Origin of the sequence: Nocardia flavorosea, assembly GCF_015477805.1 — a bacterium.
GTDB classification, from domain to species: domain Bacteria; phylum Actinomycetota; class Actinomycetes; order Mycobacteriales; family Mycobacteriaceae; genus Nocardia; species Nocardia flavorosea_A.
The window spans coordinates 240,286-259,523 of sequence record NZ_JADLQL010000001.1 but is presented as its reverse complement, the minus strand read 5'-3'; the positions used below and the strand labels follow the sequence as shown (position 1 = coordinate 259,523).

The 19,238-nt window shown below is 66.6% G+C and carries 18 protein-coding genes and 1 pseudogene; 12 read left to right on the top strand and 7 right to left on the bottom strand.

Annotated elements, in window-relative coordinates; all coding sequences use genetic code 11:
* Window positions 1–253 precede the first annotated feature (253 nt).
* Window positions 254–475: a hypothetical protein gene (locus IU448_RS01220; RefSeq protein WP_195053641.1), complete on the top strand. Its 222-nt coding sequence runs from the start codon at window positions 254–256 to the stop codon at window positions 473–475.
* A 140-nt stretch (window positions 476–615) separates the two neighbouring features.
* Here IU448_RS01220 and IU448_RS01215 read toward each other — a convergent pair whose 3' ends face one another.
* Window positions 616–978, bottom strand: a complete 363-nt coding sequence (locus IU448_RS01215) for a hypothetical protein (RefSeq protein WP_195053640.1) — start codon at window positions 976–978, stop codon at window positions 616–618.
* 40 nt (window positions 979–1,018) lie between these two features.
* Window positions 1,019–1,930: an N-acetylmuramoyl-L-alanine amidase gene (locus IU448_RS28670; protein ID WP_228811977.1), complete on the bottom strand. Its 912-nt coding sequence runs from the start codon at window positions 1,928–1,930 to the stop codon at window positions 1,019–1,021.
* Window positions 1,931–2,088: 158 nt separating this feature from the next.
* On the opposite strand from IU448_RS28670, the gene IU448_RS01205 reads away from it, so the two are divergent.
* Window positions 2,089–2,364, top strand: a complete 276-nt coding sequence (locus IU448_RS01205) for a helix-turn-helix domain-containing protein (protein ID WP_195053639.1) — start codon at window positions 2,089–2,091, stop codon at window positions 2,362–2,364.
* Here IU448_RS01205 and IU448_RS01200 read toward each other — a convergent pair.
* The gene (locus tag IU448_RS01200; RefSeq protein WP_195053638.1) at window positions 2,326–2,487 is read right to left on the bottom strand and encodes a hypothetical protein; all 162 of its coding nucleotides are present in this window, start codon (window positions 2,485–2,487) and stop codon (window positions 2,326–2,328) included. The two genes, IU448_RS01205 and IU448_RS01200, sit on opposite strands and share 39 nt — an antisense overlap.
* A gap of 768 nt (window positions 2,488–3,255) precedes the next feature.
* Between IU448_RS01200 and IU448_RS01195 the strand changes: the two genes are divergently transcribed.
* Window positions 3,256–4,521 carry a DUF2252 domain-containing protein gene (locus tag IU448_RS01195; RefSeq protein ID WP_195054953.1) on the top strand — a complete coding sequence of 422 codons (1,266 nt, stop codon included), beginning with the start codon at window positions 3,256–3,258 and terminating at the stop codon, window positions 4,519–4,521.
* A 353-nt stretch (window positions 4,522–4,874) separates the two neighbouring features.
* Here the strand turns inward: IU448_RS01195 and IU448_RS01190 are convergent, their stop codons facing one another.
* Window positions 4,875–6,536 carry a TlrC/CarA/OleB/SrmB family ABC-F type ribosomal protection protein gene (locus IU448_RS01190; protein WP_195053637.1) on the bottom strand — a complete coding sequence of 554 codons (1,662 nt, stop codon included), beginning with the start codon at window positions 6,534–6,536 and terminating at the stop codon, window positions 4,875–4,877.
* 276 nt (window positions 6,537–6,812) lie between these two features.
* A complete protein-coding gene (locus tag IU448_RS01185) occupies window positions 6,813–7,733 on the bottom strand; it encodes an NmrA family NAD(P)-binding protein (protein ID WP_195053636.1) in 921 nt (306 codons plus the stop codon).
* Window positions 7,734–7,839: 106 nt separating this feature from the next.
* On the opposite strand from IU448_RS01185, the gene IU448_RS01180 reads away from it, so the two are divergent.
* Window positions 7,840–8,403: a TetR/AcrR family transcriptional regulator gene (locus tag IU448_RS01180; protein WP_195053635.1), complete on the top strand. Its 564-nt coding sequence runs from the start codon at window positions 7,840–7,842 to the stop codon at window positions 8,401–8,403.
* Window positions 8,404–8,445: 42 nt separating this feature from the next.
* Here the strand turns inward: IU448_RS01180 and IU448_RS01175 are convergent, their stop codons facing one another.
* Window positions 8,446–8,706 carry a hypothetical protein gene (locus IU448_RS01175; protein ID WP_195053634.1) on the bottom strand — a complete coding sequence of 87 codons (261 nt, stop codon included), beginning with the start codon at window positions 8,704–8,706 and terminating at the stop codon, window positions 8,446–8,448.
* 405 nt (window positions 8,707–9,111) lie between these two features.
* Here IU448_RS01175 and IU448_RS01170 point away from each other — a divergent pair, with 405 nt between their 5' ends.
* Window positions 9,112–10,524, top strand: coding sequence for a xylulokinase (locus tag IU448_RS01170; protein ID WP_195053633.1), 1,413 nt, complete (start codon window positions 9,112–9,114; stop codon window positions 10,522–10,524).
* On the opposite strand, the gene IU448_RS01165 is transcribed toward IU448_RS01170, so the two are convergent.
* Window positions 10,507–11,982 carry a mannitol dehydrogenase family protein gene (locus tag IU448_RS01165; protein ID WP_195054952.1) on the bottom strand — a complete coding sequence of 492 codons (1,476 nt, stop codon included), beginning with the start codon at window positions 11,980–11,982 and terminating at the stop codon, window positions 10,507–10,509. The two genes, IU448_RS01170 and IU448_RS01165, sit on opposite strands and share 18 nt — an antisense overlap.
* A 248-nt stretch (window positions 11,983–12,230) precedes the next feature.
* Here IU448_RS01165 and IU448_RS01160 point away from each other — a divergent pair, with 248 nt between their 5' ends.
* From IU448_RS01160 to IU448_RS01130, 7 genes and pseudogenes are all read left to right on the top strand, one after another.
* Entirely contained in the window at window positions 12,231–13,223 is a 993-nt protein-coding gene (locus IU448_RS01160) for a sugar-binding transcriptional regulator (RefSeq protein ID WP_324188476.1), read from the top strand.
* Window positions 13,220–14,572, top strand: a complete 1,353-nt coding sequence (locus tag IU448_RS01155; protein ID WP_195053631.1) for an ABC transporter substrate-binding protein — start codon at window positions 13,220–13,222, stop codon at window positions 14,570–14,572. Before IU448_RS01160 ends, IU448_RS01155 begins: the two co-directional genes overlap by 4 nt.
* A 2-nt stretch (window positions 14,573–14,574) precedes the next feature.
* On the top strand, window positions 14,575–15,540 hold the full coding sequence (locus IU448_RS01150) for a carbohydrate ABC transporter permease (RefSeq protein WP_195053630.1): 966 nt from the start codon (window positions 14,575–14,577) through the stop codon (window positions 15,538–15,540).
* Window positions 15,540–16,412 carry a carbohydrate ABC transporter permease gene (locus IU448_RS01145; protein WP_195053629.1) on the top strand — a complete coding sequence of 291 codons (873 nt, stop codon included), beginning with the start codon at window positions 15,540–15,542 and terminating at the stop codon, window positions 16,410–16,412. Before IU448_RS01150 ends, IU448_RS01145 begins: the two co-directional genes overlap by 1 nt.
* Window positions 16,413–16,445: 33 nt before the next feature.
* A complete protein-coding gene (locus IU448_RS01140) occupies window positions 16,446–17,558 on the top strand; it encodes an ABC transporter ATP-binding protein (RefSeq protein WP_195053628.1) in 1,113 nt (370 codons plus the stop codon).
* Between the two features lie 291 nt (window positions 17,559–17,849).
* Window positions 17,850–18,215 (top strand): annotated as a pseudogene (locus tag IU448_RS01135) (TauD/TfdA dioxygenase family protein); the annotation flags it as partial.
* Window positions 18,216–18,537: 322 nt separating this feature from the next.
* On the top strand, window positions 18,538–19,221 hold the full coding sequence (locus IU448_RS01130) for a TetR/AcrR family transcriptional regulator (RefSeq protein ID WP_195053627.1): 684 nt from the start codon (window positions 18,538–18,540) through the stop codon (window positions 19,219–19,221).
* The last annotated feature ends 17 nt before the right edge of the window (window positions 19,222–19,238 follow it).

Sequence of the window (19,238 nt, the reverse complement as noted above, 5' to 3'; positions counted from 1 at the left end):
GGTATCCGGCTCCCTTACCGGATCGTCTCGGGGGGCGGCATTTTCGCCGCCCGCGCGGACGGCGGCACATCCCGCACACCGAGAAGTTGATCTAGATCCGCGTCGGTTTCATTGCTAGAATGTTGCTGTCGCCGACGGGCCACTCGCTCGCCGGCGCGAATCAGTTGGCTTCGGGGACGGGCTGGTCATCGCAGCCAACGAGGAGTCGGGCGGATACACCGGTACGGATACGATCGCCGTCCGCGGCTCGGCGATGGCCGCGGCTGCCGCCCGAATCGGCGACCATTTCACTCAGCTGGTGTCCCTGGGACGCCTCCATGCCTCGATGTTCGAGGCCGATCGTGGTTGTGTCGGAGTTTTCCCGGTGAGCAGCGCCCTGCTCCTGATCGCGACCTGCACACCGACGATAACGCTGGGCAGATTCGCCATTGCCGCGAAGCGGGTCGTCCAGTTGCTGCAATCGCCCGCCGGCTGACCGCCGCGCCACAGTCCCGGCTCGGCGGTGCCGCGTCGAGCCGGGACTCGCCCGATGAGGTAGCCGTCCCGGTGAACCAGTTACGCCGCGAACACGTTCGAGCACGGCACCGCTGCGCTTCGCTCAGTCGCTGCACCGTGTTACGGGTCCACCGGACGCCGTGGCGGCGGTTCCGGTAGCTCCTCGGACAGTGGCGGCGGGGGTGGAACGTCCACTCCGAGATTCAACAACGATGACCGGACCACCACGTCCCAGCTGGCGTGCTGGGATGCGGCAAGCCGGCAACGCTGTTCGGAATCGGCGACCACCCGGCGGTGCGCTTCCAACTCGGCTGTCATCGCGGCGATCTGCCGTGACAGGGGCTCGACCATCTGCGCCGCCGCCTGGGTCAGTACCTGGACCGCATCGGCACGGCGCTTACGCCTGCTCAGCACCCCGGCTGCGCACACCCCGCCGACACCGGTGACGAGACCGCCGAGGACAGAGGCCAGTTCGCCGATCATGCTGTACTCCCCTCTGCTCGGCCGGGCGATACGCCCGCTGTCAGCCGCGCCGGTCGGTGGTCGGATCGCGGAAACCCGGAATCTGCAGGGCCGCGCCGATCACACCCAGCGCTTCGGCGGTGGTCCGGTCGCCCAGGAAATCCCAGCCCGGGAAGTCCGCACCGCGAGCGGTTCCCGATCCGGCGAGCTGGTCCAGCGCGAGCCCGACATGTTTGTCGAGATAATGCAGCATCGTCCGGACGGTGACCTGTTCACCGTGGTAGTTCGTGATCTTCTCGTCGAGGAACGCCATCTCCTCGCCCCTTCCGTCCAGTAGTGCCTGTACATCCCGGCGGAAGGCGTTCATATCGATGCCCGCCGGGTCGATCTTTCCTTCGCTGGAGTACTCGTGGTGGGCCACGCAATCGCCGGAACCACGGCCGAGGCGGCGCAGGATCGCGGCGCATCCACGCTTGTAGGCGTCGAGCTGGGCCGGTGTCCAGTCCCACGGCGGAGTGCCGCGCGAAACCGCTTCGATCCCGATCGTGTGGTAGTTCGCATTATCGGTGGGCCAACCCGGCCAGCTGCCGCGGCCCGCGTGCCAGCAGACCCCGACGGCGATCACCCGGTAACTGCCGTCCTTCTCGAGCACCAGTTGTGCGAGCGGGCCCGGGAGCCCCGGGCGGCCGTCCTGCACGATGCGCCAGTCGTTCGGCCCGCCCCCGGCGGTGTGATGGCACAGCACGCCGCGGATATCGAGGAAGTCACCGTGGCCGCGTTGCCGCCAGCCGTCGTGCTCGATGACGGCCAGGCCGGCGCCACGGAGTACATCGGCCAGCCATATCGGGTCGCCGCTCCAGCTCATCGGGCCCTCCTGCCTCCTACGGTCCGCGCGCACCGCGATACCCGGTGAACGCCTGCCACCCGGCGGCAACCCACCCAGTTCGAGGTTCTGAACTGCGGTGATAGTCAACCGCTCTACTTTCAGAGTATGCCCGGTTCGGTCACTTTTCAACCATAATCGGTCTCCTGGAACCCCCGTTCGGTCCCTTGAGCGGTGTCGCGTACGGACGCCGTGCCGGGACTATCGGGCACTTGATTAAGACTCTTCCCCCTCTCAGAATGGTCGACATGAATGCGACGCCCGCCGAGTCGGAGGAAGCGACCGCCGAGGAGGCGAGGCTGGACACGGCGCTGGGCGCGGAGGTGCGCGCGATGCGCGCCCGCCGCGGCTGGACCCAGGAGGCACTGGCCGAGGCAACCGGCTACAACAAGAAAACCATCGCCCGGCTCGAACACGGCGAACGGGCGATGAACGTGACACAGCTGTACAAGATCTGCCGGGCGTTCGGCATCCGGCCCAGCGAGCTAGTCGGTGCCGCGGAGAAAGAAGTCGGCATCCAATAACTGCAACGGGTCCACGCCGCGCCGGCGCGCCTCGACGACGAACGACGACACCGTCGTCGTGGCGAAATCATTGTCCAGACGGTCCGCCGGTGCCGCGGCGGGATCCCGAGCTTCCTTGCCCATGAGCGTTTTCCAGTTCCTACCGATCCACGCTCGCGAGGTGATCCCGCATTCCCCACCGAGCCCGACAGTTCCTACTCGACACCCTCGACGAGGGCCCACGCATGGAGCTGGGCACAGGCTCTTCACCCGAACCCGACGCCGAGTGTAATTTCTCTCGCGCGATCCGCCCAGTGCCGGAAGGAACCTATCGGCAACGCGTTTCGCGCGACGGTCCACGCAGGCGGGCGACCGGCCGCACCGGCCGCACCGGGGATACCGCCGCGCCACTGTCGATCCGGAGGCCCGCCACCCGTTCGATGCCCGACCGGGTCGACTCCACCGGCCACAATGGATCTCCGGCCGGTGCACACAGGTAACTCCTACGGCTGCGCGACAGGCAGCAACTCGGCTGCCGCGGTCACCGCGCCGGCTTCGGCGACAATCGGTGCGTACCCGTACTGGCGAAGCGTCGTCCGTTGCCTCCCAAGGTGAACCGGTGAACCGACGTTCACCCGTTCGCACCGTGTGCTCGATGCGCCGGGAAGGGGCCCGCCGGCCCGGGTGATCACTCTTCCCACCGGCACGGTTGGTGGCCCTGCGGCGCACCGGGCGTGGCAGACCCGGTTCTGGCACGATCGAATCCGGTACCGCCGCCCGCGCCGCGGCGGCAACGACAGCACGACGAGAGGACCGGCCTGCACCGTGGATACCTATTCCGGGACGAGCGAGCACACCGCGCACGAGCGCAAAGCCGAGATCGTCGAGGTGTTCACCGACGCCTTCGGTGACATGATCGCCACCGATCCGGACGCCTTCCGCAAGAAATTCCGCAAAATGGCCGACAACCCGTTCGCCTTCTACCGCGGATCGGCCTGCCTGTTCTACCACGATATGGCGGCTGCCGAGGATCCGTGGGCCGACGAACGCACCGGCCGGATCTGGATCCAGGCCGATCTCCATGCGGAGAATTTCGGTACCTATATGGATTCGGCGGGCCAATTCGTTTTCGATGTCAACGATTTCGACGAAGCCTATCTCGGCGCGTTCACCTGGGATATCAAACGATTCTGCGCCAGTGTGGCGCTGCTGGCCCGCCGCAAGGCGGTATCCGACGCCGATATCGAGGAATTGATCGCGACGTATGTGCGGTCATATGTGCGTATGGTGCGCGCCTTCCAGGAAGGCACCCGAGACGAACAGGATTTCAAACTACATCTGCGGAACACCACGGGCCCGGTCCACGATGTGCTGCTGGACGCCCGGATGAACACACGCACCGCACTGCTGGCCGGCACCACGGTGGTCGAGAACTACGAGCGCCGGTTCCGGCCGGGCAAAGGTGTCCGCAGCCTGGACGAGGACGAGCGTGCACTGGTGCTCGACGCGTTCACCCGGTACCTCGATACGATCCCGGAGCACAAACGCTTCCGCAGCATCACCTACGAGGTCAAAGATATCGTGGGTCGCAAGGGCTTCGGGATCGGCTCGGCAGGGCTGCCCGCGTACAACATACTTGTGGAAGGGCAGACCGAGGCCCTGGAGAACGACGTGATCCTGTCCATGAAACAGGGAAACGTGGCAGCGCCCAGCCGGATCGTGCGCGATGAGCGGATCCGCGAATACTTCCACCACCACGGGCACCGCACCGCCGTATCCCAGCGCGCGCTGCAGGCGCACGCCGATCCGTGGCTCGGTTACACCGAGATCGGCGCGGAGGGCTATATCGTCTCCGAACTCTCCCCGTACGTGAGTGACCTCGACTGGTCCGACCTCACCGAACCGTCCGAGATGCGGCCGGTCATCGAGTATCTCGGCCAGGCCACCGCCGGGATGCACTGCGTCTCCGACGCCGATTCCGAGCAGACCCTGGTCGATTTCCAGAGCGAAGAAGCGATCATGGCGGCCGTCGGCTCCCACGAGACGGAATTCGTCCGCGATATGGTGAATTTCGGCCAGCGCTACGCCCGGCGTACCCGCGCGGACCACGAACTCTTCATCGATGCTTTCCGAAACGGCGAGATTCCCGGCCTCGAACGATCGACCGGCGAGGCTTGACCTACCCCTCCAGGCGGCGCATACCCGTACGGCGGGCCGACAGGTGGGGACGATGTTCCGGGGCAGTCGGTTCCGCGGTTCACGGTTCCGGTTCTCCTGCTGATCTCGGCCCCGAAGCGCGCCGCCGCGGAGTTGATCGACAGCTGATCACACCGACCGCCGACCGGTCGCCGGAGCGCGGCATCCAGGATCGCCGGCCCCGCGGCGGGCCCGTGCACGCGGGCGGTCGCGGCGGCCGGCGAGGTCGCGCTGCCGAGCGTCGGGGCGAAACGATATAGCGCTCGGTTCGCGACATTGCACTCCCGATGGCATGGGCCGGCCGATCGGCATCCCACCGATCGAGCACCGCCGGCTCATGCGATCCGGGCTATCCGAGCCTCGCGAGCCGCGACATCCCCGCACACCCCGTCCCGGATCTCGAGGCGGGTCCCCTGGAAGCGCTCGCGTATCCGGCGGTCGTGAGTGACCATCACCAATGCGCCCCGATAGCCGGTGAGTGCTTCCTCCAGTTCTTCCACCAGCGCCGGGGACAGGTGGTTGGTCGGTTCGTCGAGCAGCAGCAGATCGACCGGGTCACTCACCAGACGCGCCAGCTCGATCCGCCGGCGCTGCCCATAGGAGAGGTCGCCGACGCGCAGACCCAGGTCCTGCGGCCGGAACAACCCCAGCCGCAACAGGTCGTCGGCGTGCTCCTGCGGATGCCACGGGCGGCCGTGGGCGAACGCCTGCAGCACTGTCATCTCCATGGGCCAGGGAACCTCCTCTTGTCGTAGAAAGCCCACGCGGCCGGTCACCCGCACCGAACCACTGCCGGGTTCCAGTTCCCCGGCGAGCAATCGCAGCAGCGTGGTCTTCCCGGCACCGTTGGGGCCGGTGATCAGCAGCCGCGCACCGGCGGCGAGAGATATCTCGCCGACCTCGAGCCGGCCGCACACCCGAACGCCGGTCATCTCGGCTACCGGTCCGGCCGGAACCCGCCCGTGGCCGTCGAGATCCGGGGTGAAATGCAACGGGTCCGGCGGCGGGGCGACCGGGTTGCCGGCGAGCCGCTCGAGGCGTTCCTTCGCATTGCGAATCCGTCCGCGGGCACCGTGGTCGCGCCCGCGCGCCCGGAACGGCCCCGCCGCGAACACCGCCAGCGGGAGTTTGCGCGGAATGGCGTCCAGCCGCGCCACATTCGACTCCGCCAGGCGGCGATTACGGGCCAGTTCCTCCTTCCATCGCTGGTGTTCTTCCGCCATCCGCCGCCGTTGCGCCGCTCTGGCTCGCAGGTAACCGTCGTATCCGTCGCCGAACCGGGCGATCTGCCCATCTGCGACCTCGAGCACCACATTCGTAATGTGTTCGAGGAAAACCCGGTCGTGCGTCACCGCGACGATGGTGCCGCGGTGGCCGCGAAGGTACCGTTCGAGCCAGCCCACCGCCGCATCATCGAGATCGTTGGTGGGTTCGTCGAGCAGTAGCAGTTCCGGCGCGGCCGCCAGGGTGGCCGCCAGCGCGAGCCGGGATCGCTGCCCGCCGGACAGGGTGGCGAGCAAGCGATCCCGTGCCAGGCCCGGAAGCCCGAGCCCGGCCAGCGCGGTATCCACGCGCTGGTCGGCCTGGTATCCGCCGCGCGCTTCGAACCGCGCCAGCAATTCCGCATAGCGGTCCAGCGCCGGCTCCAGCGGCCCTTCACCGCCCAGTTCCGCTTCTGCACTGCGCACACGCATTTCCAGTTCGCGGATATCGGCCAGTGCCAGGTCGATCGCGTCGGCGACAGTCGCGGTGCCAGGCAGCGCGAGTGTTTGCGGTAGGTATCCGGTCCCGCCGGGCGCCGAAACGCAGATCTCGCCGTTGTCCGGCTGTTCCTGCCCGGCGAGCAGCCGCAGCAGTGTCGATTTACCGGTCCCGTTGTCGCCGACGATCCCGACGGTTTCGCCGGGCCGGATCGACAGCGAGACACGGTCCAGAACCGTGTGATCGCCGTAGCGTTTGGTGATTTCGGAGAGGGTGAGTTGAGCAGCGGTGAGCATATGTTCTCCTGTTCTCGGCACACGGCCGTGATCACGGGAACCCACACGCGGGATGGACCGGCCGGTACCGGAAGGCGTAGTGGGTGAAGAAACGCGGAGGCTCACTCGTTTACGGAGTGGCGTTCGACGCGTCCGGGGGCGTGATTACAGGAAGAACAACAAAGTACCCATGAGGCGATCGACATTATCGGCGAGGGACCGGACTGTCAATCCCCGTACCGATACTTCGGGCGCGAAGGGCGGTCCGGCATGGAAGCCACCGCTGCCGCTGGAGGTTTACGAGCTGCGCATATGCTGATCCGCCCAGCTCCCGAAGCCGGTGAGCCCAATCCCCAGTGCGCGCGCATATTCCGGTCGAGCAGGCTGGCTTTCGACGTTCATGAACGCATGGGAGGCACCCATCGGGGGCATCCCGGCGGCCATTGCCTGCTCCTCGGTCATATCCGGCGCGGTCAGCGGCGTACCGAGAGCTTTCGAGAGGACCTCGGCGATTTCGGTCATCGACAGGTAGTCGCTAGCCAGTTCCAGTTCCACCCGGTCGAATCGTTCCGGTTCGGCGACGGCCGCGGCGGCCGCCCGCCCGATATCGGCCACCGCGGCCAGCGACAGCCGGGTGTCCGGTTTCAGCACACTCACCAACCCACCGGAGATTCCGCGGGGGAAGAGGAAAGCCATTTCGGGGAGGAAGTTCTCCATGAAGAAGGCCGGTTTGACAATGGTCCAGCGAGCGAAACCGGCGGCGCGAACCCGCTCTTCGATGGCGTGTTTGGTGTTCAGTGACGGCGCGGCCGCTGCCCAGCGGCCTTCGGCCCAGCCGGGGATGTCGGTATGCCGACCGACACCGGAGGCCGACGTGTGCACGAACTGCGATACCCCGGCGGCCCGCGCACCCTCCAGCAGATTGACGGCCTGGTCGAATTCCGCGGCGAAATCGAAACCGGATGCCGTCAGCGGCGCCTGCTGTATCGAGAAGACCGAGCGGGCACCTGCCGCGGCCCGGGTTATCGATTCCCGGTCACGCATATCGCCCGGGACCAGTTCGGCCCCCAGCGCGGCGACCGCACGCGCCCGATCGGCGGCCGGATCACGAACCAGAGCGCGGACGGGAATACCGGCCGCGAGCAGTGCACGGGCGGTGGCGCCACCCTGTTTGCCGGTGGCACCGGCTACCAGGACGGGCGCGGTTTCTACAGACATGAGTTCTCCTCCATCGCAACGAAACACTAAATGGCGGGGCCCGCCGTTTAGCTTCCGATAGAATACGGCGGGCCCCGCCACTTAGCAATCCCCGAGAGGAAAAGCAATGCCGGATCAGCAACGCGCCGACGCCCGGCGTAACTACGCGCGCATCCTCGCGGTCGCCGAGGCGGAGGTCGCCGCCCATGGATCCGCGGCCTCACTGGAGCAGATCGCCCGCACCGCCGGCGTCGGCTCGGCCACTGTGCGCCGCCACTTCCCCACCCGCCGCGCCCTACTGGAAGCGGTCTCCCACGAACGCGTCGAGGTCCTGCGTATACGCGCCGCAGAACTGACCGGCGCCGCCGACAGCCGTGCGGCACTCCTGGAATGGCTCGGCGACGTCGTGACGTACTGCGTCGAGGCCCGGGGCCTGGCGGCCGCGCTGTCCTACGACCTCGAACCCGATTCGTTACAGGAGAACTCCTGCGCGGCAACGATCCACGAGGCCGGCGACCCGCTGCTCCATCGCGCGGTCCGCGACGGAGCGGTCGTCGCGGACGCCACCATCACCGATTTGATCACACTCATCATCGGCATCACCCTGGCCACCGAAACCCTGCCCGACCCCACCGGCCGCGCACACCGCCTGTTCCGCCTCGCAATCACAGGATTGAGCCCGCAACACTGAACAGCTCCGGTGCCGGGCCCCGCCGGCCCGCCCTGCCCGGACTCAACTCGACCGGCGTCGAATCTCGCGCTCGCATGCTTGCGAGAAGTCCCCCGGGTCGAACCCGAGCACCAAGGCGATCGCCTCCAGCGACCGGCGTGACAGTTTTCCACCCCGTTCGGCGTGCATGGTCGTACCCGGCAGCAGGAACGCGGCATTGTCGAGCTCCAGGCAGGTGAGACCGGCCGCCCGGCGTTCCAGTGACAACTGCTCGCCGACCACCACATCGGCCTCCGCGAACAGACCCAGGTCGTCCATGTCCACCTCCCCAGTGTGACCCCGCACACCATTCGGCATTAACGGTTTCGCCGAGTTCTTCCGGAACTGCCCACGCCGCACGCCCGGGCCGGTGGCCGATCCGATGCCCTGTCGGCCCCGGCGATCGATCTCACGGTGCCCACCGAATCCACCGAGGCCCGACATCTCGAGCCGGGCGCGTTGCCGCCGGCTCGGTCCCGGTACCGACCCCTCGGCGACCGCCCTGCCGCTCACGCGCCACGACGCCAGTGCGCCGGTTCTCGTCACAGTCTCACCCATAGCCGTCAGCGGAACGTCGAATCCGGACGAGGTACCGCGGCCGTCCGGTTCTGCACACAAACGATCGAGCATGACGGGTATCCCTGCCGATATCGGCGACGCGAGATCACAGGCGGCCCTACGCTCGATTGCATGCCACTCGTCGCCGGTGTCGATTCGTCCACGCAGTCGTGCAAGGTCGTTGTCCGCGATGCCGAGTCCGGCGCGTTGCTGCGGCAAGGTCGCGCAGCCCATCCCGCGGGGACCGAAATCGACCCTGCGCACTGGTGGTCCGCCTTCGAACGGGCGGCGGCCGCGGCCGGTGGGCTCGCCGATATAGATGCCCTCTCGGTCGCTGCCCAGCAGCATGGCATGGTGTCCCTCACCGAGGACGGCAGCTGCGTCCGGCCCGCCCTGCTGTGGAACGACACCCGGTCGGCGGCGGCGGCGCAACAACTCGTCGCCGAACTCGGGGGTGCCCGCGCCTGGGCCGATGCGGTCGGTGTCGTGCCGCTGGCCGCCATCACGGTGGCGAAACTGCGCTGGTTCGCCGATAACGAGCCCGCGGCGGCGGATCGGACGGCGGGCATCTGCCTGCCACACGATTGGCTGAGCTGGCAGCTGACCGGCGCCGGAAGCATCGATTCGATCATCACTGATCGCAGCGACGCGAGCGGTACCGGCTACTACGCGACAACCACAGGCCGGTACCGGCCCGATCTACTCGAACTCGCCTTCGGCACCCGGCGTCCGGTGCTGCCCCGGGTCGCCGCACCGAACGAGATCACCGGCGTCGTCGAGAAAATCGCGCCCGGCGCGGCACTGGGGCCGGGAACCGGAGACAATGCCGCTGCCGCCCTCGCATTGGATGCCCGCGACGGTGAGGTGATCGTCTCGCTCGGGACATCGGGCGTCGTGTCGGCGGTCAGTACGACCGTCGTCGGCGACGCGTCGGGAGCGGTGGCCGCGTTCGCCGACGCCACCGGAAGGCAACTCCCGCTGCTGTGCACCCTCAACGGTGCACCGGTCCTGGACGCGGTGGCCGGGCTGCTCGGTGTCGATCACGAACGTCTCGCCGAGCTGGCCCTGAACAGTACGAGCGACGGCCTGGTACTCGTCCCGTATCTCAGCGGGGAGCGCACACCCGACCGGCCCGCGGCCACCGGCGCAGTACACGGATTACGCCTGACCAATGCAACACCTGGACATTTCGCGCGAGCCGCGTTCGAAGGGTTGCTGTGCGGGCTCGCCGACGGTATCGATCGGCTGCGCGCGCAGGGTGTGCGTACGGACCGGGTACTGCTGGTGGGTGGCGGCGCGCGTTCGCGGGCCGTGCGCGAACTCGCCCCGGCGATTTTCGGGATGCCGGTGGCGGTACCCGACCCCGGCGAGTATGTCGCCGACGGCGCCGCCCGCCAAGCGGCCTGGGCGTTGTCGGGCGCGACCGACCCGCCACCGTGGCCGCGCCCGGCCGCCACCGTTCACGAGGCGGAACCGAACCCGCATATCCGGGAACGGTACGCGGCCGTCCGCGATCTCACCGACGGTTCACCACTGCTCGGCTGACGCCGCGACAGTCGCATGCGCGCCGTTCTCGTGCAGCGACCGCAATGCGGCCAGGTATGCCTCTACGAAGGCCGGCTGGTCGACGAGATCACCGAATACGCCACGTTCGGTGAGGAATGCCGTGGGTTGCGTGCGCTGCTCCCGGGCCAGCGCGCACAGACGTTCCCGCAGCGGATCGACGATATCGATCGGCTCACCCTGCTCGTCCACGCCCTCGGCATACCGAGCCCAGCCGGCGACCACCGCCGCCGCGCAAGTGATATCCCCACCATCGCGTAACCGGCTGCGCACCACCGGCAGCAGCCATTTCGGGATGCGGTCCGACGATTCGGCGCACAGGCGAGCGATGGTGTCGCCGATGGCGGGGTTGGCGAACCGTTCGATCAGGGTGCGCTTGTACACGTCCAGGTCGACCCCGGGCACCGGACGCAACGTCGGTGTCGCCTCGGAATCCATGTACCGCAACAGGAATCGCTGGAACACCGAATCCCGGGCCGCCTCGTGGACCAGCCGGTATCCGCTGAGGTAGCCGAGATACCCCAGCGCCTGATGGCTCGCGTTGAGCAGGCGTAGTTTCATCAGCTCGTACGGCGCGACATCGGCGACGGGCTGGACGCCCACTTTCTCGTAGCCGGGCCGGCCCAGGGGGAATTCGTCTTCCAGCACCCATTGGGTGAAGGGTTCGGTCACCACCGGCCATCGGTCGTCGATCCCGTAGCGCCGCGCCACTTCGGCTGCCGTCGCGGCGGTCGCGGCCGGGGTGATCCGGTCGACCATGGAATCCGGGAACGCCCCGTTTCGCTCGATCCACTCCGCCAAACTCGGATCACGCAACCGGGCGAACGCGGAGAATACGCGCCGAGCGATCTGCCCGTTGCCCTCGATATTGTCGCAGGACATGACCGTGAACGGTGCGATTCCGCGCGCCCGGCGCCGGGCCAGCCCTTCGACCACGAGCCCGAAGGTGGTCGCCGGGACGGCCGCCGGCGCGAGATCGGCGACGACCGCCGGATCGTGCGCATCGAATTCGCCGGTTGCCGCCGAGAAGTTGTAGCCGCCCTCGGTGATCGTCAGCGATACGATCCGGGTGCGTTCGTCGGCGAGTTTCGCGAGTACGGCCTCGGCGTCGTCGGGCGCGTACAGATATTCCACGATCGAACCGACAACCCGGGTTTCCCAGGTCCCGTCGGGATGGGTGACCGACAGCGTGTACAGGCAGTCCTGCTCGCGCATGACATCGCGCATCCGCCGATCGGACGGCAGCACCCCGACCCCGCATATCCCCCATTCGCGGGCCTCGCCGCGTTCGAGCAGCCGATCCAGGTACATCGCCTGATGGGCCCGATGGAACCCGCCGACACCGAAGTGCACGATGCCGGTCTCTATACCGGCTCGGTCGTAGGACGGCACGGAGACGACCTCGGCGAGTTGCTCAATCGCCGCGGCGCACAACCGCACCGGTCCGGACAGCACGGATTGTGCGTGCATTGCATTCCTTCCCGGGTTTTCGGCCCCCACCTGTCAACCCCTCCGGCGGATTTCTGTTGTGTACGTCACAACCGGAATGCTACCTTGTCTGAGCAACCGTTCATGGTCTGATCATCTGCTCACGGACGTATCGGCTCACGGCTCCGCCCGGATACCGCCCGATTCGGCCCGTCCCCCGGGATCCGGCCACCGACCGGCCCGCTCACCGAGGAGTGCCCGTGACCACCGAGCCACCCCGCCCGCTCGCTTCCGACGATGTCCGGCTGGCACTGCGCGCGGCCACCCTGTACCACCTCGAAGGGGCGACCCAGGCCGAGATCGCCGCGAAACTCGGGGTCTCGCGGCCCACGGCCGGCCGGCTCATCGCCCGGGCTCGCGCGCAGGGACTCATCCGTATCGAGATCAGCGTCCCGGACGAGCTCAGCGCCACCGTGCACACCGAACTCGAACGCGAGCTCGAGCAGATCTTCGGCCTCACCGAAGCCGTCGTCACCAATGCGATACCCGATGGATCACCGGCCGGGTACTACGCCCTGGGGCGGGCAGCGGTCGGTGTGCTCGCCCGCCGGCTGCGCGAACAGGACACCCTCGGATTCACCTGGGGGCCGGAAACCGTCGCGGTGGCACAGGCACTCAAACCACGGTCGGCACGCTGCGCCACCGTCGTCCAACTGGACGGCTCGATGACCACCACGGATTATCAAACCGGCGTCGATTTCACGCTCGGCACCTGCGCGCAGCTGTTGCAGGCCGAGCCGGTGCGACTGCACGCACCGCTCTACGCCGACGCGGCGACGGTCACCGCACTGCACAACGATTCACTGATGAGCCGGGCGCTCGAGGTCGGCCGCAGGGCCGATGTGATGATTTTCGGAATCGGACCGGTATCGACCGCGACAACCCTGTTCGAGGGCAGTTATCTCGATACCGCACTGCTGGACGAACTACGCAGGCTGGGAGCCGTCGGCGAGATGGGCGGGCGGTTCTACACCCGCGACGGCGCCGATATCGACAGTTCACTCACCGCACGAACGGTATCGGTTCCGCTCGATGCGGTACGTAATTGCCCGGCCGCGGTGCTGGTTTCCGGGGGCGATTCCAAGCACGAGGCGATTCTCGGTGCGCTCCACGGGAGTCTGGCCGACATCGTGGTCACCGATATCGATACCGCACGGTGGCTGGTCGAACACAAGGAGGCAGCGCCCCGATGAGGATTCGCTCGAAATATCTCGCCGCCACGATCGCGGCCGCCACGACGCTGACCCTGTCCGGTTGCGCAGGCGCCGGCTCGTTCGTCGGCGGCGGCGCCGATGCCGTGACCATCGCGATCATCTCGAACTCGCAGATGCAGGACGCCATCTCGCTGTCCGACAGGTTCGAGCGCGAAAACCCCGGTATCGACCTGAAATTCGTTTCGCTGTCGGAAAACGAGGCCCGGGCCAAGATCACCGCATCCGTCGCCACCGGTGGCGGCGAATTCGATGTGGTGATGATCAGCAACTACGAAACCCCGCAGTGGGCGGAAAACGGCTGGCTCACCGACCTCTCGGAGTACGCCGACCGGACACCCGGCTACGACGAAGAAGATTTCATTCCCTCGCTACGCCGATCGCTGTCCTACGAGGGCAGTATGTACTCGGTCCCGTTCTACGGCGAATCCTCGTTCCTCATGTATCGCAAGGACCTGTTCGAACAGGCCGGACTGGATATGCCGGCCGAACCCACCTGGGAGCAGGTGGCCGGATACGCCGCCGCTCTGGACGAACCCGGCGATACCTCCGGTATCTGCCTGCGCGGCAAACCCGGCTGGGGTGAATTGCTCGCCCCCTTGAACACGGTGATCAACGCTTTCGGCGGACGCTGGTACGACGAGAACTGGAATGCGCAGCTGACCAGCCCGGAAACCGAGCGGGCGGTGCAGTTCTACGTCGATCTGGTCCGCGACCACGGCCAGTCGGGCGCGGCGACGAGCGGGTTCAGCGAATGCGCGACACAGCTCGCTCAGGGCCGCACGGCCATGTGGTACGACTCGACCGCCGCGGTATCGGTCCTCGAGGACCCCGCCTCGAGCCGGGTCGTCGGCAAGATCGGCTACGCCCCCGCTCCAGCCGCGAAGAAATCCGGCAACGGCTGGCTGTATTCGTGGTCGCTGGGCATTCCCACCACCAGCGACCAGCCCGAGGCCGCATGGAAGTTCGTCTCCTGGATGACCGATAAAGACTATCTCGAGATGGTCGGCAACGAACTCGGCTGGGACCGGGTACCACCGGGCAGCCGGTTGTCCACCTATGAGATTCCGGAGTACGAACAGGCAGCCGCCGCCTACGGCCCGCCGACCCTGGCCGCGATGGAGCAGGCCGATCCCGAGAACCCGACGGTCGAGCCGGTTCCCTATACAGGTGTGCAGTTTCTGACGATTCCCGAATTCCAGGATCTCGGGACCCGGGTCAGTCAGCAGATCAGCGCCGCGATCGCGGGGCGGATCAGCGTCCGCGACGCGCTGGAACAGGCGCAGCAGTACGCCGAGGTCGTCGGCGAGACCTATCGGGAGGCGCAGTAGCCATGTCGAGCACCACCACAGCACAGGCTCCCCCGGCCGGCCCCGGCCCGGAAAAAGCACCACCCCCGGCGGGGCGCCGGACCATCTCCCGCGCGCAGGGCTGGCGGCGGCGCGGTCCGCTGCTGCCCGCACTGATCTTCATGATCGTCGTCACCCAGATTCCGTTCCTGGTGACGCTCTACTACTCGACACAGTCGTGGAACCTGGTACGTCCCGGATCACAGCAGTTCAACGGTCTCGACAACTATGTGGATGTCTTCTCCGACAGCCAATTCCGCACCGTCGCACTGAATACGGTGCTCATGATCGCCGGTACCGTCATCGTCTCCGTGATCCTGGGGCTGCTGCTGGCTCTGCTGCTGGACCGGAAGTTCTTCGGCCGTGGAATGGTGCGGACGCTACTGATCACCCCGTTCCTGGTCACCCCGGTCGCCGCCGCGCTGATCTGGAAAACGACGATGCTCGACCCCGTATTCGGCCTGGTCAATTTCGTTCTGCAGCCGTTCGGCGTCGGCGAAATCGACTGGATCAGCCGATTCCCGCTCCCGTCGGTAATGGCGAATCTGGTGTGGCAGTGGACACCGTTCATGATGCTGCTCATCCTCGCCGGACTGCAGTCCATGCCCCGCGATATCGTCGAGGCAGCCCGGGTCGACGGCGCCGGCGCATTCGCGATCTTCCGCGAGCTGACCCTGCCGCATCTGCGCCGCTTCATCGAACTGGGCGCCGTCCTCGGCGCGATCTACCTGGTCAACACCTTCGACGCCGTGTACATGATGACCTCCGGCGGGCCGGGTGTGGCCAGTGCCAACCTGCCCTACTACATCTACCAGCGCGCGTTCCTCGGATTCGATATCGGGCAGGCGGCCGCCATGGGCGTAGTCACCGTGGTCGCCACCATCCTCGTCTCGACGCTGGCACTGCGCCTGATCTTCAAAAGTTTCACCGGGAACGAGGAGGCGGCCTGATGAGTACCGCTGCTACCGCACGCGTCGACGACACCGCGACGACACCTGTACGGCCCACCCGGCACCGGGGTCGCGATTCGGTATGGGCGGTTCTGTCCTGGGTGATCGCGCTCGGTTTCTTCTTTCCGATCCTGTGGATGGTGCTCACCGCCTTCAAAGAAGAAGGCGACGCCTATACCGATCCACCGAAACTGTTCTTCGCACCGACACTGCAGCAATTCCGCGATGTACTGGACAGCGGTATCGGTACGACCCTGCTGAATTCCGTTTTCGCGACCGGTATCTCGACACTTCTGGTGTTGCTGCTCGGAATCCCGGCGGCCTTCGCCCTGTCCTTACGACCGGTTCGAAAGACCCGGGACGCGCTGTTCTTCTTCATCAGCACCAAAATGCTGCCGGTGGTGGCGGCGATCATTCCGCTGTACGTGATTGTCGGCGATATCGGAATGCTCGACAATGTCTGGACGCTGGTGATCCTCTACACGGCGATGAATCTGCCGATCGCGGTGTGGATGATGCGTTCGTTCTTTCTCGAAGTCCCCGGTGAACTACTCGAGGCCGCGAGTATGGACGGTGCCGGTCTGTGGACCTCGGTCCGGGAGGTGATCCTTCCGCTGGTCTCCCCCGGAATCGCCGCGACGGCACTGATCTGCATCATCTTCTCCTGGAACGAATTCTTCTTCGCGGTGAACCTGACAGCCGTTCAGGCGCAGACCGTTCCGGTGTTCTTGGTCGGTTTCATCACCGGTCAGGGCCTGTACTGGGCGCAACTCTCGGCGGCGGCGGTGCTGACCGCGCTGCCCGTGGTCTTGGCCGGGTGGATCGCGCAGAACAAACTCGTGCGCGGCCTGTCGTTCGGCGCCATCAAATAGCCTCCGCCTCGTGCAGAATCAGGAGTAACCGTTATGGCCGAGATCTCGTACAAGAACGCGTCATGCGTCTACCAGGGAGCCGACCAGCTCGCGGTGGATTCGCTGAACCTCGATATCGACGACGGGGAGTTCGTGGTCCTGGTGGGCCCTTCCGGGTCTGGAAAGAGCACCGCCCTGCGCATGCTCGCCGGTCTGGAGGAAATCGACGGCGGCACCATCACGATCGACAACGAGGATATGGTCGGTGTCGCGCCGAAGGACCGGGATATCGCGATGGTGTTCCAGAACTACGCGCTGTATCCGAACAAAACGGTCGGCGAGAACATGGGATTCGCGCTCAAGATGCGCGGCGTACCACACGAGGAACGCAAACGCCGGGTCGCCGAGGCCGCGAAACTCCTCGACCTCACCGAATACCTCGACCGCAAACCGGGCAAACTGTCCGGCGGGCAACGGCAACGCGTCGCGATGGGCCGGGCCATCGTCCGCGAACCGCGCGTGTTCTGCATGGACGAACCACTCAGCAACCTGGATGCGAAACTCCGGGTCCAGACCCGCACTCAGATCGCCGCGCTACAACGCCGCCTCGGCACGACCACGGTCTATGTCACCCATGATCAGGTCGAGGCCATGACGATGGGCGATCGGGTCGCGGTCCTGAAATCCGGCCGGCTCCAGCAGTTCAGCTCACCGACCGAACTGTACGACCGCCCCGCGAACGCCTTCGTCGCCGGCTTCATCGGTTCCCCCGCGATGAATCTGTTCACCGCGCCCCTCACCACCGGCGGAGTCGAGATCGGGGCCACCACCCTCGAGTTGCCCCGCGCCGCCATGAGCCGGCTTGCCGAGTCCGGGCTGGAGACGGTTACTGTGGGGATTCGCCCGGAGCAGCTCGAATTGCGCCGCGATGGGACCGGTTTCGCTGTCGTCATCGAGCTGGTCGAGGAGTTGGGCAGCGAATCGTATATCTACGCACGCGATACCGACGGATCGAACCCCGGGCCGAACGCAACGCCGGTGACCTTTGTGGCCCGTGCAGCAAGCAGATCACCGGCGAAACTCGCGGAGGCCGCGACGATGACGCTGCGGCCGGAGGCGACCATCCACCTCTTCCATCCCGTATCCGGCGAGCGAATAGGAGAGTGAGTCACGGTGGGCAGCCGGGCGGCACCGAGTCCCGCCGCCGCGGCCACGTTCTCCAACGGCACACCATCGGGCAGCCCATGAATTGGGGTTCGCCGGCCTTGGAGATACTCCGATTTCCGGGGCAGGAAATGGGCGGGCGCCATCGCTCAGCGTTCTGCTCCGATGGGGTGGTCGGGCACTATGACTGCCTTGCTTCGGCTGTTCATACAGAACCAGTACCAGTCGCCGCCGAGGTGATGGAATGCGCCTGTCATGGGCTGGTGGCCAGGCGCACAACGGGTCCTCCACCGGGTGCGGATTCATCCGGAAACCGGCGAGAAGTCACTGCTGCTGGGCCATTTCGTCAAGAACTTCGTGGGCTTGAAAACCTCGGAATCGGCGGCGCTGTTCCAGCTGCTGCAGGACCGCATCGTCCGCCTCGAGAACACCCTGCGCTGGGCCTGGACCCCGGGTGATCTGGTGATCTGGGACAACCGCGCCACCCAGCACTACGGAATCGCCGATTACGGCGATCACAAGCGCAGCGTGCACCGGGTGACGCTGGCCGGCGATATCCCGGTCTCGGTGGACAACGAGCCCAGCCGTATCCGCACCGGTGACGCCTCGCATTTCTCGATCGTCGATCCCGTGGACCGTCTCCCCGGGTTCGACGCCTGATCCATCCACTGTCCGGGCGGACCGGTTCGGCACCATGCGGGGCCGGCCCGCCCGCTATGCGGCCGGCCTCACTGCCCTCCACAAGCATTTCGACTCTCCGTGAACGCTGCTGCGAGAGCATTGCGAGCAGCATTCACATCAGGATCGTGCAGTAGCACCCCCTGCGCCCGTTCGACAAGATCGCGAACGACGCCGGACCCGGATGGATCCCACCTCGCCGATGCTCTCCGGCGACGGTTGCGCCTGCCACCGGCGACCGCACTGTCCCACTCCGAGGCACGGCCGCTCGACACCAGTGGTTACGGACAGGAAGGATGAGCAGGTGGTCAGCCGCCGAGATCAGATCAAACGTGTCGCCGCCGGGCTCTTCGTCGAGAACGGAGTGGCGGGCACCAGCGTCCGGGATATCGCGGAGAGAGTCGGTATGCTGTCCGGCAGTCTCTACCACCATTTCCCGTCGAAGGACGCGATCGCGTTCGCGATACTCGACGATTTCCTGACCGATCTGAACGCCCGCTACCGCTCGGTGCTGCCGCACGTGAGCGGGATGCGGGAAGAGTTGCGCGCGCTGGTCTACTCGTCGATCGAAATCGCCGAGATGCATCCGTACGCCACCGAGATCTATCAGAACGAGATGTCGTACCACGGGCCCGGCGCGCCCGATGCGATCGCGGAGGCGGTGCGTACGGCACATACGTTCTGGATCGATGCCGCTACCCGGGCGAGCGCGACCGGGGAACTGCGCGCCGGGCTGGACCCTGTCGATTTCGCGCGGATGCTGCGTGAAGGCGTGTGGTGGTCCATCCGCTATCACCGCGCCCATCTATCGGAGCGGCGCGACGAGGTGACCGACACCGTGGTGGCCGCCTTTGTCGACGGCGGCGCCGCGCCGGTCATCCAGGCGAACAGCGACGCGGGCGGCGCCGAGGGGCCGATTGCCGACCGGCTCGATCGTATCGAGCGCCGACTCGAAGAGCTGGCGAAGCACCTGGTCGACGAGCCGTAACGCTTACGCGGCCGCCG

Excerpts from the sequence above, each read along its gene's own strand:
- IU448_RS01220 (WP_195053641.1), top strand. The coding sequence starts at position 254 with ATGGCCGCGGCTGCCGCCCGAATCGGCGACCATTTCACTCAGCTGGTG.
- IU448_RS01215 (WP_195053640.1), bottom strand. The coding sequence starts at position 978 with ATGATCGGCGAACTGGCCTCTGTCCTCGGCGGTCTCGTCACCGGTGTC.
- IU448_RS01205 (WP_195053639.1), top strand. The coding sequence starts at position 2,089 with ATGAATGCGACGCCCGCCGAGTCGGAGGAAGCGACCGCCGAGGAGGCG.
- IU448_RS01200 (WP_195053638.1), bottom strand. The coding sequence starts at position 2,487 with ATGGGCAAGGAAGCTCGGGATCCCGCCGCGGCACCGGCGGACCGTCTG.
- IU448_RS01195 (WP_195054953.1), top strand. The coding sequence starts at position 3,256 with ATGATCGCCACCGATCCGGACGCCTTCCGCAAGAAATTCCGCAAAATG.
- IU448_RS01190 (WP_195053637.1), bottom strand. The coding sequence starts at position 6,536 with ATGCTCACCGCTGCTCAACTCACCCTCTCCGAAATCACCAAACGCTAC.
- IU448_RS01185 (WP_195053636.1), bottom strand. The coding sequence starts at position 7,733 with ATGTCTGTAGAAACCGCGCCCGTCCTGGTAGCCGGTGCCACCGGCAAA.
- IU448_RS01180 (WP_195053635.1), top strand. The coding sequence starts at position 7,840 with ATGCCGGATCAGCAACGCGCCGACGCCCGGCGTAACTACGCGCGCATC.
- IU448_RS01170 (WP_195053633.1), top strand. The coding sequence starts at position 9,112 with ATGCCACTCGTCGCCGGTGTCGATTCGTCCACGCAGTCGTGCAAGGTC.
- IU448_RS01155 (WP_195053631.1), top strand. The coding sequence starts at position 13,220 with ATGAGGATTCGCTCGAAATATCTCGCCGCCACGATCGCGGCCGCCACG.
- IU448_RS01150 (WP_195053630.1), top strand. The coding sequence starts at position 14,575 with ATGTCGAGCACCACCACAGCACAGGCTCCCCCGGCCGGCCCCGGCCCG.
- IU448_RS01145 (WP_195053629.1), top strand. The coding sequence starts at position 15,540 with ATGAGTACCGCTGCTACCGCACGCGTCGACGACACCGCGACGACACCT.
- IU448_RS01140 (WP_195053628.1), top strand. The coding sequence starts at position 16,446 with ATGGCCGAGATCTCGTACAAGAACGCGTCATGCGTCTACCAGGGAGCC.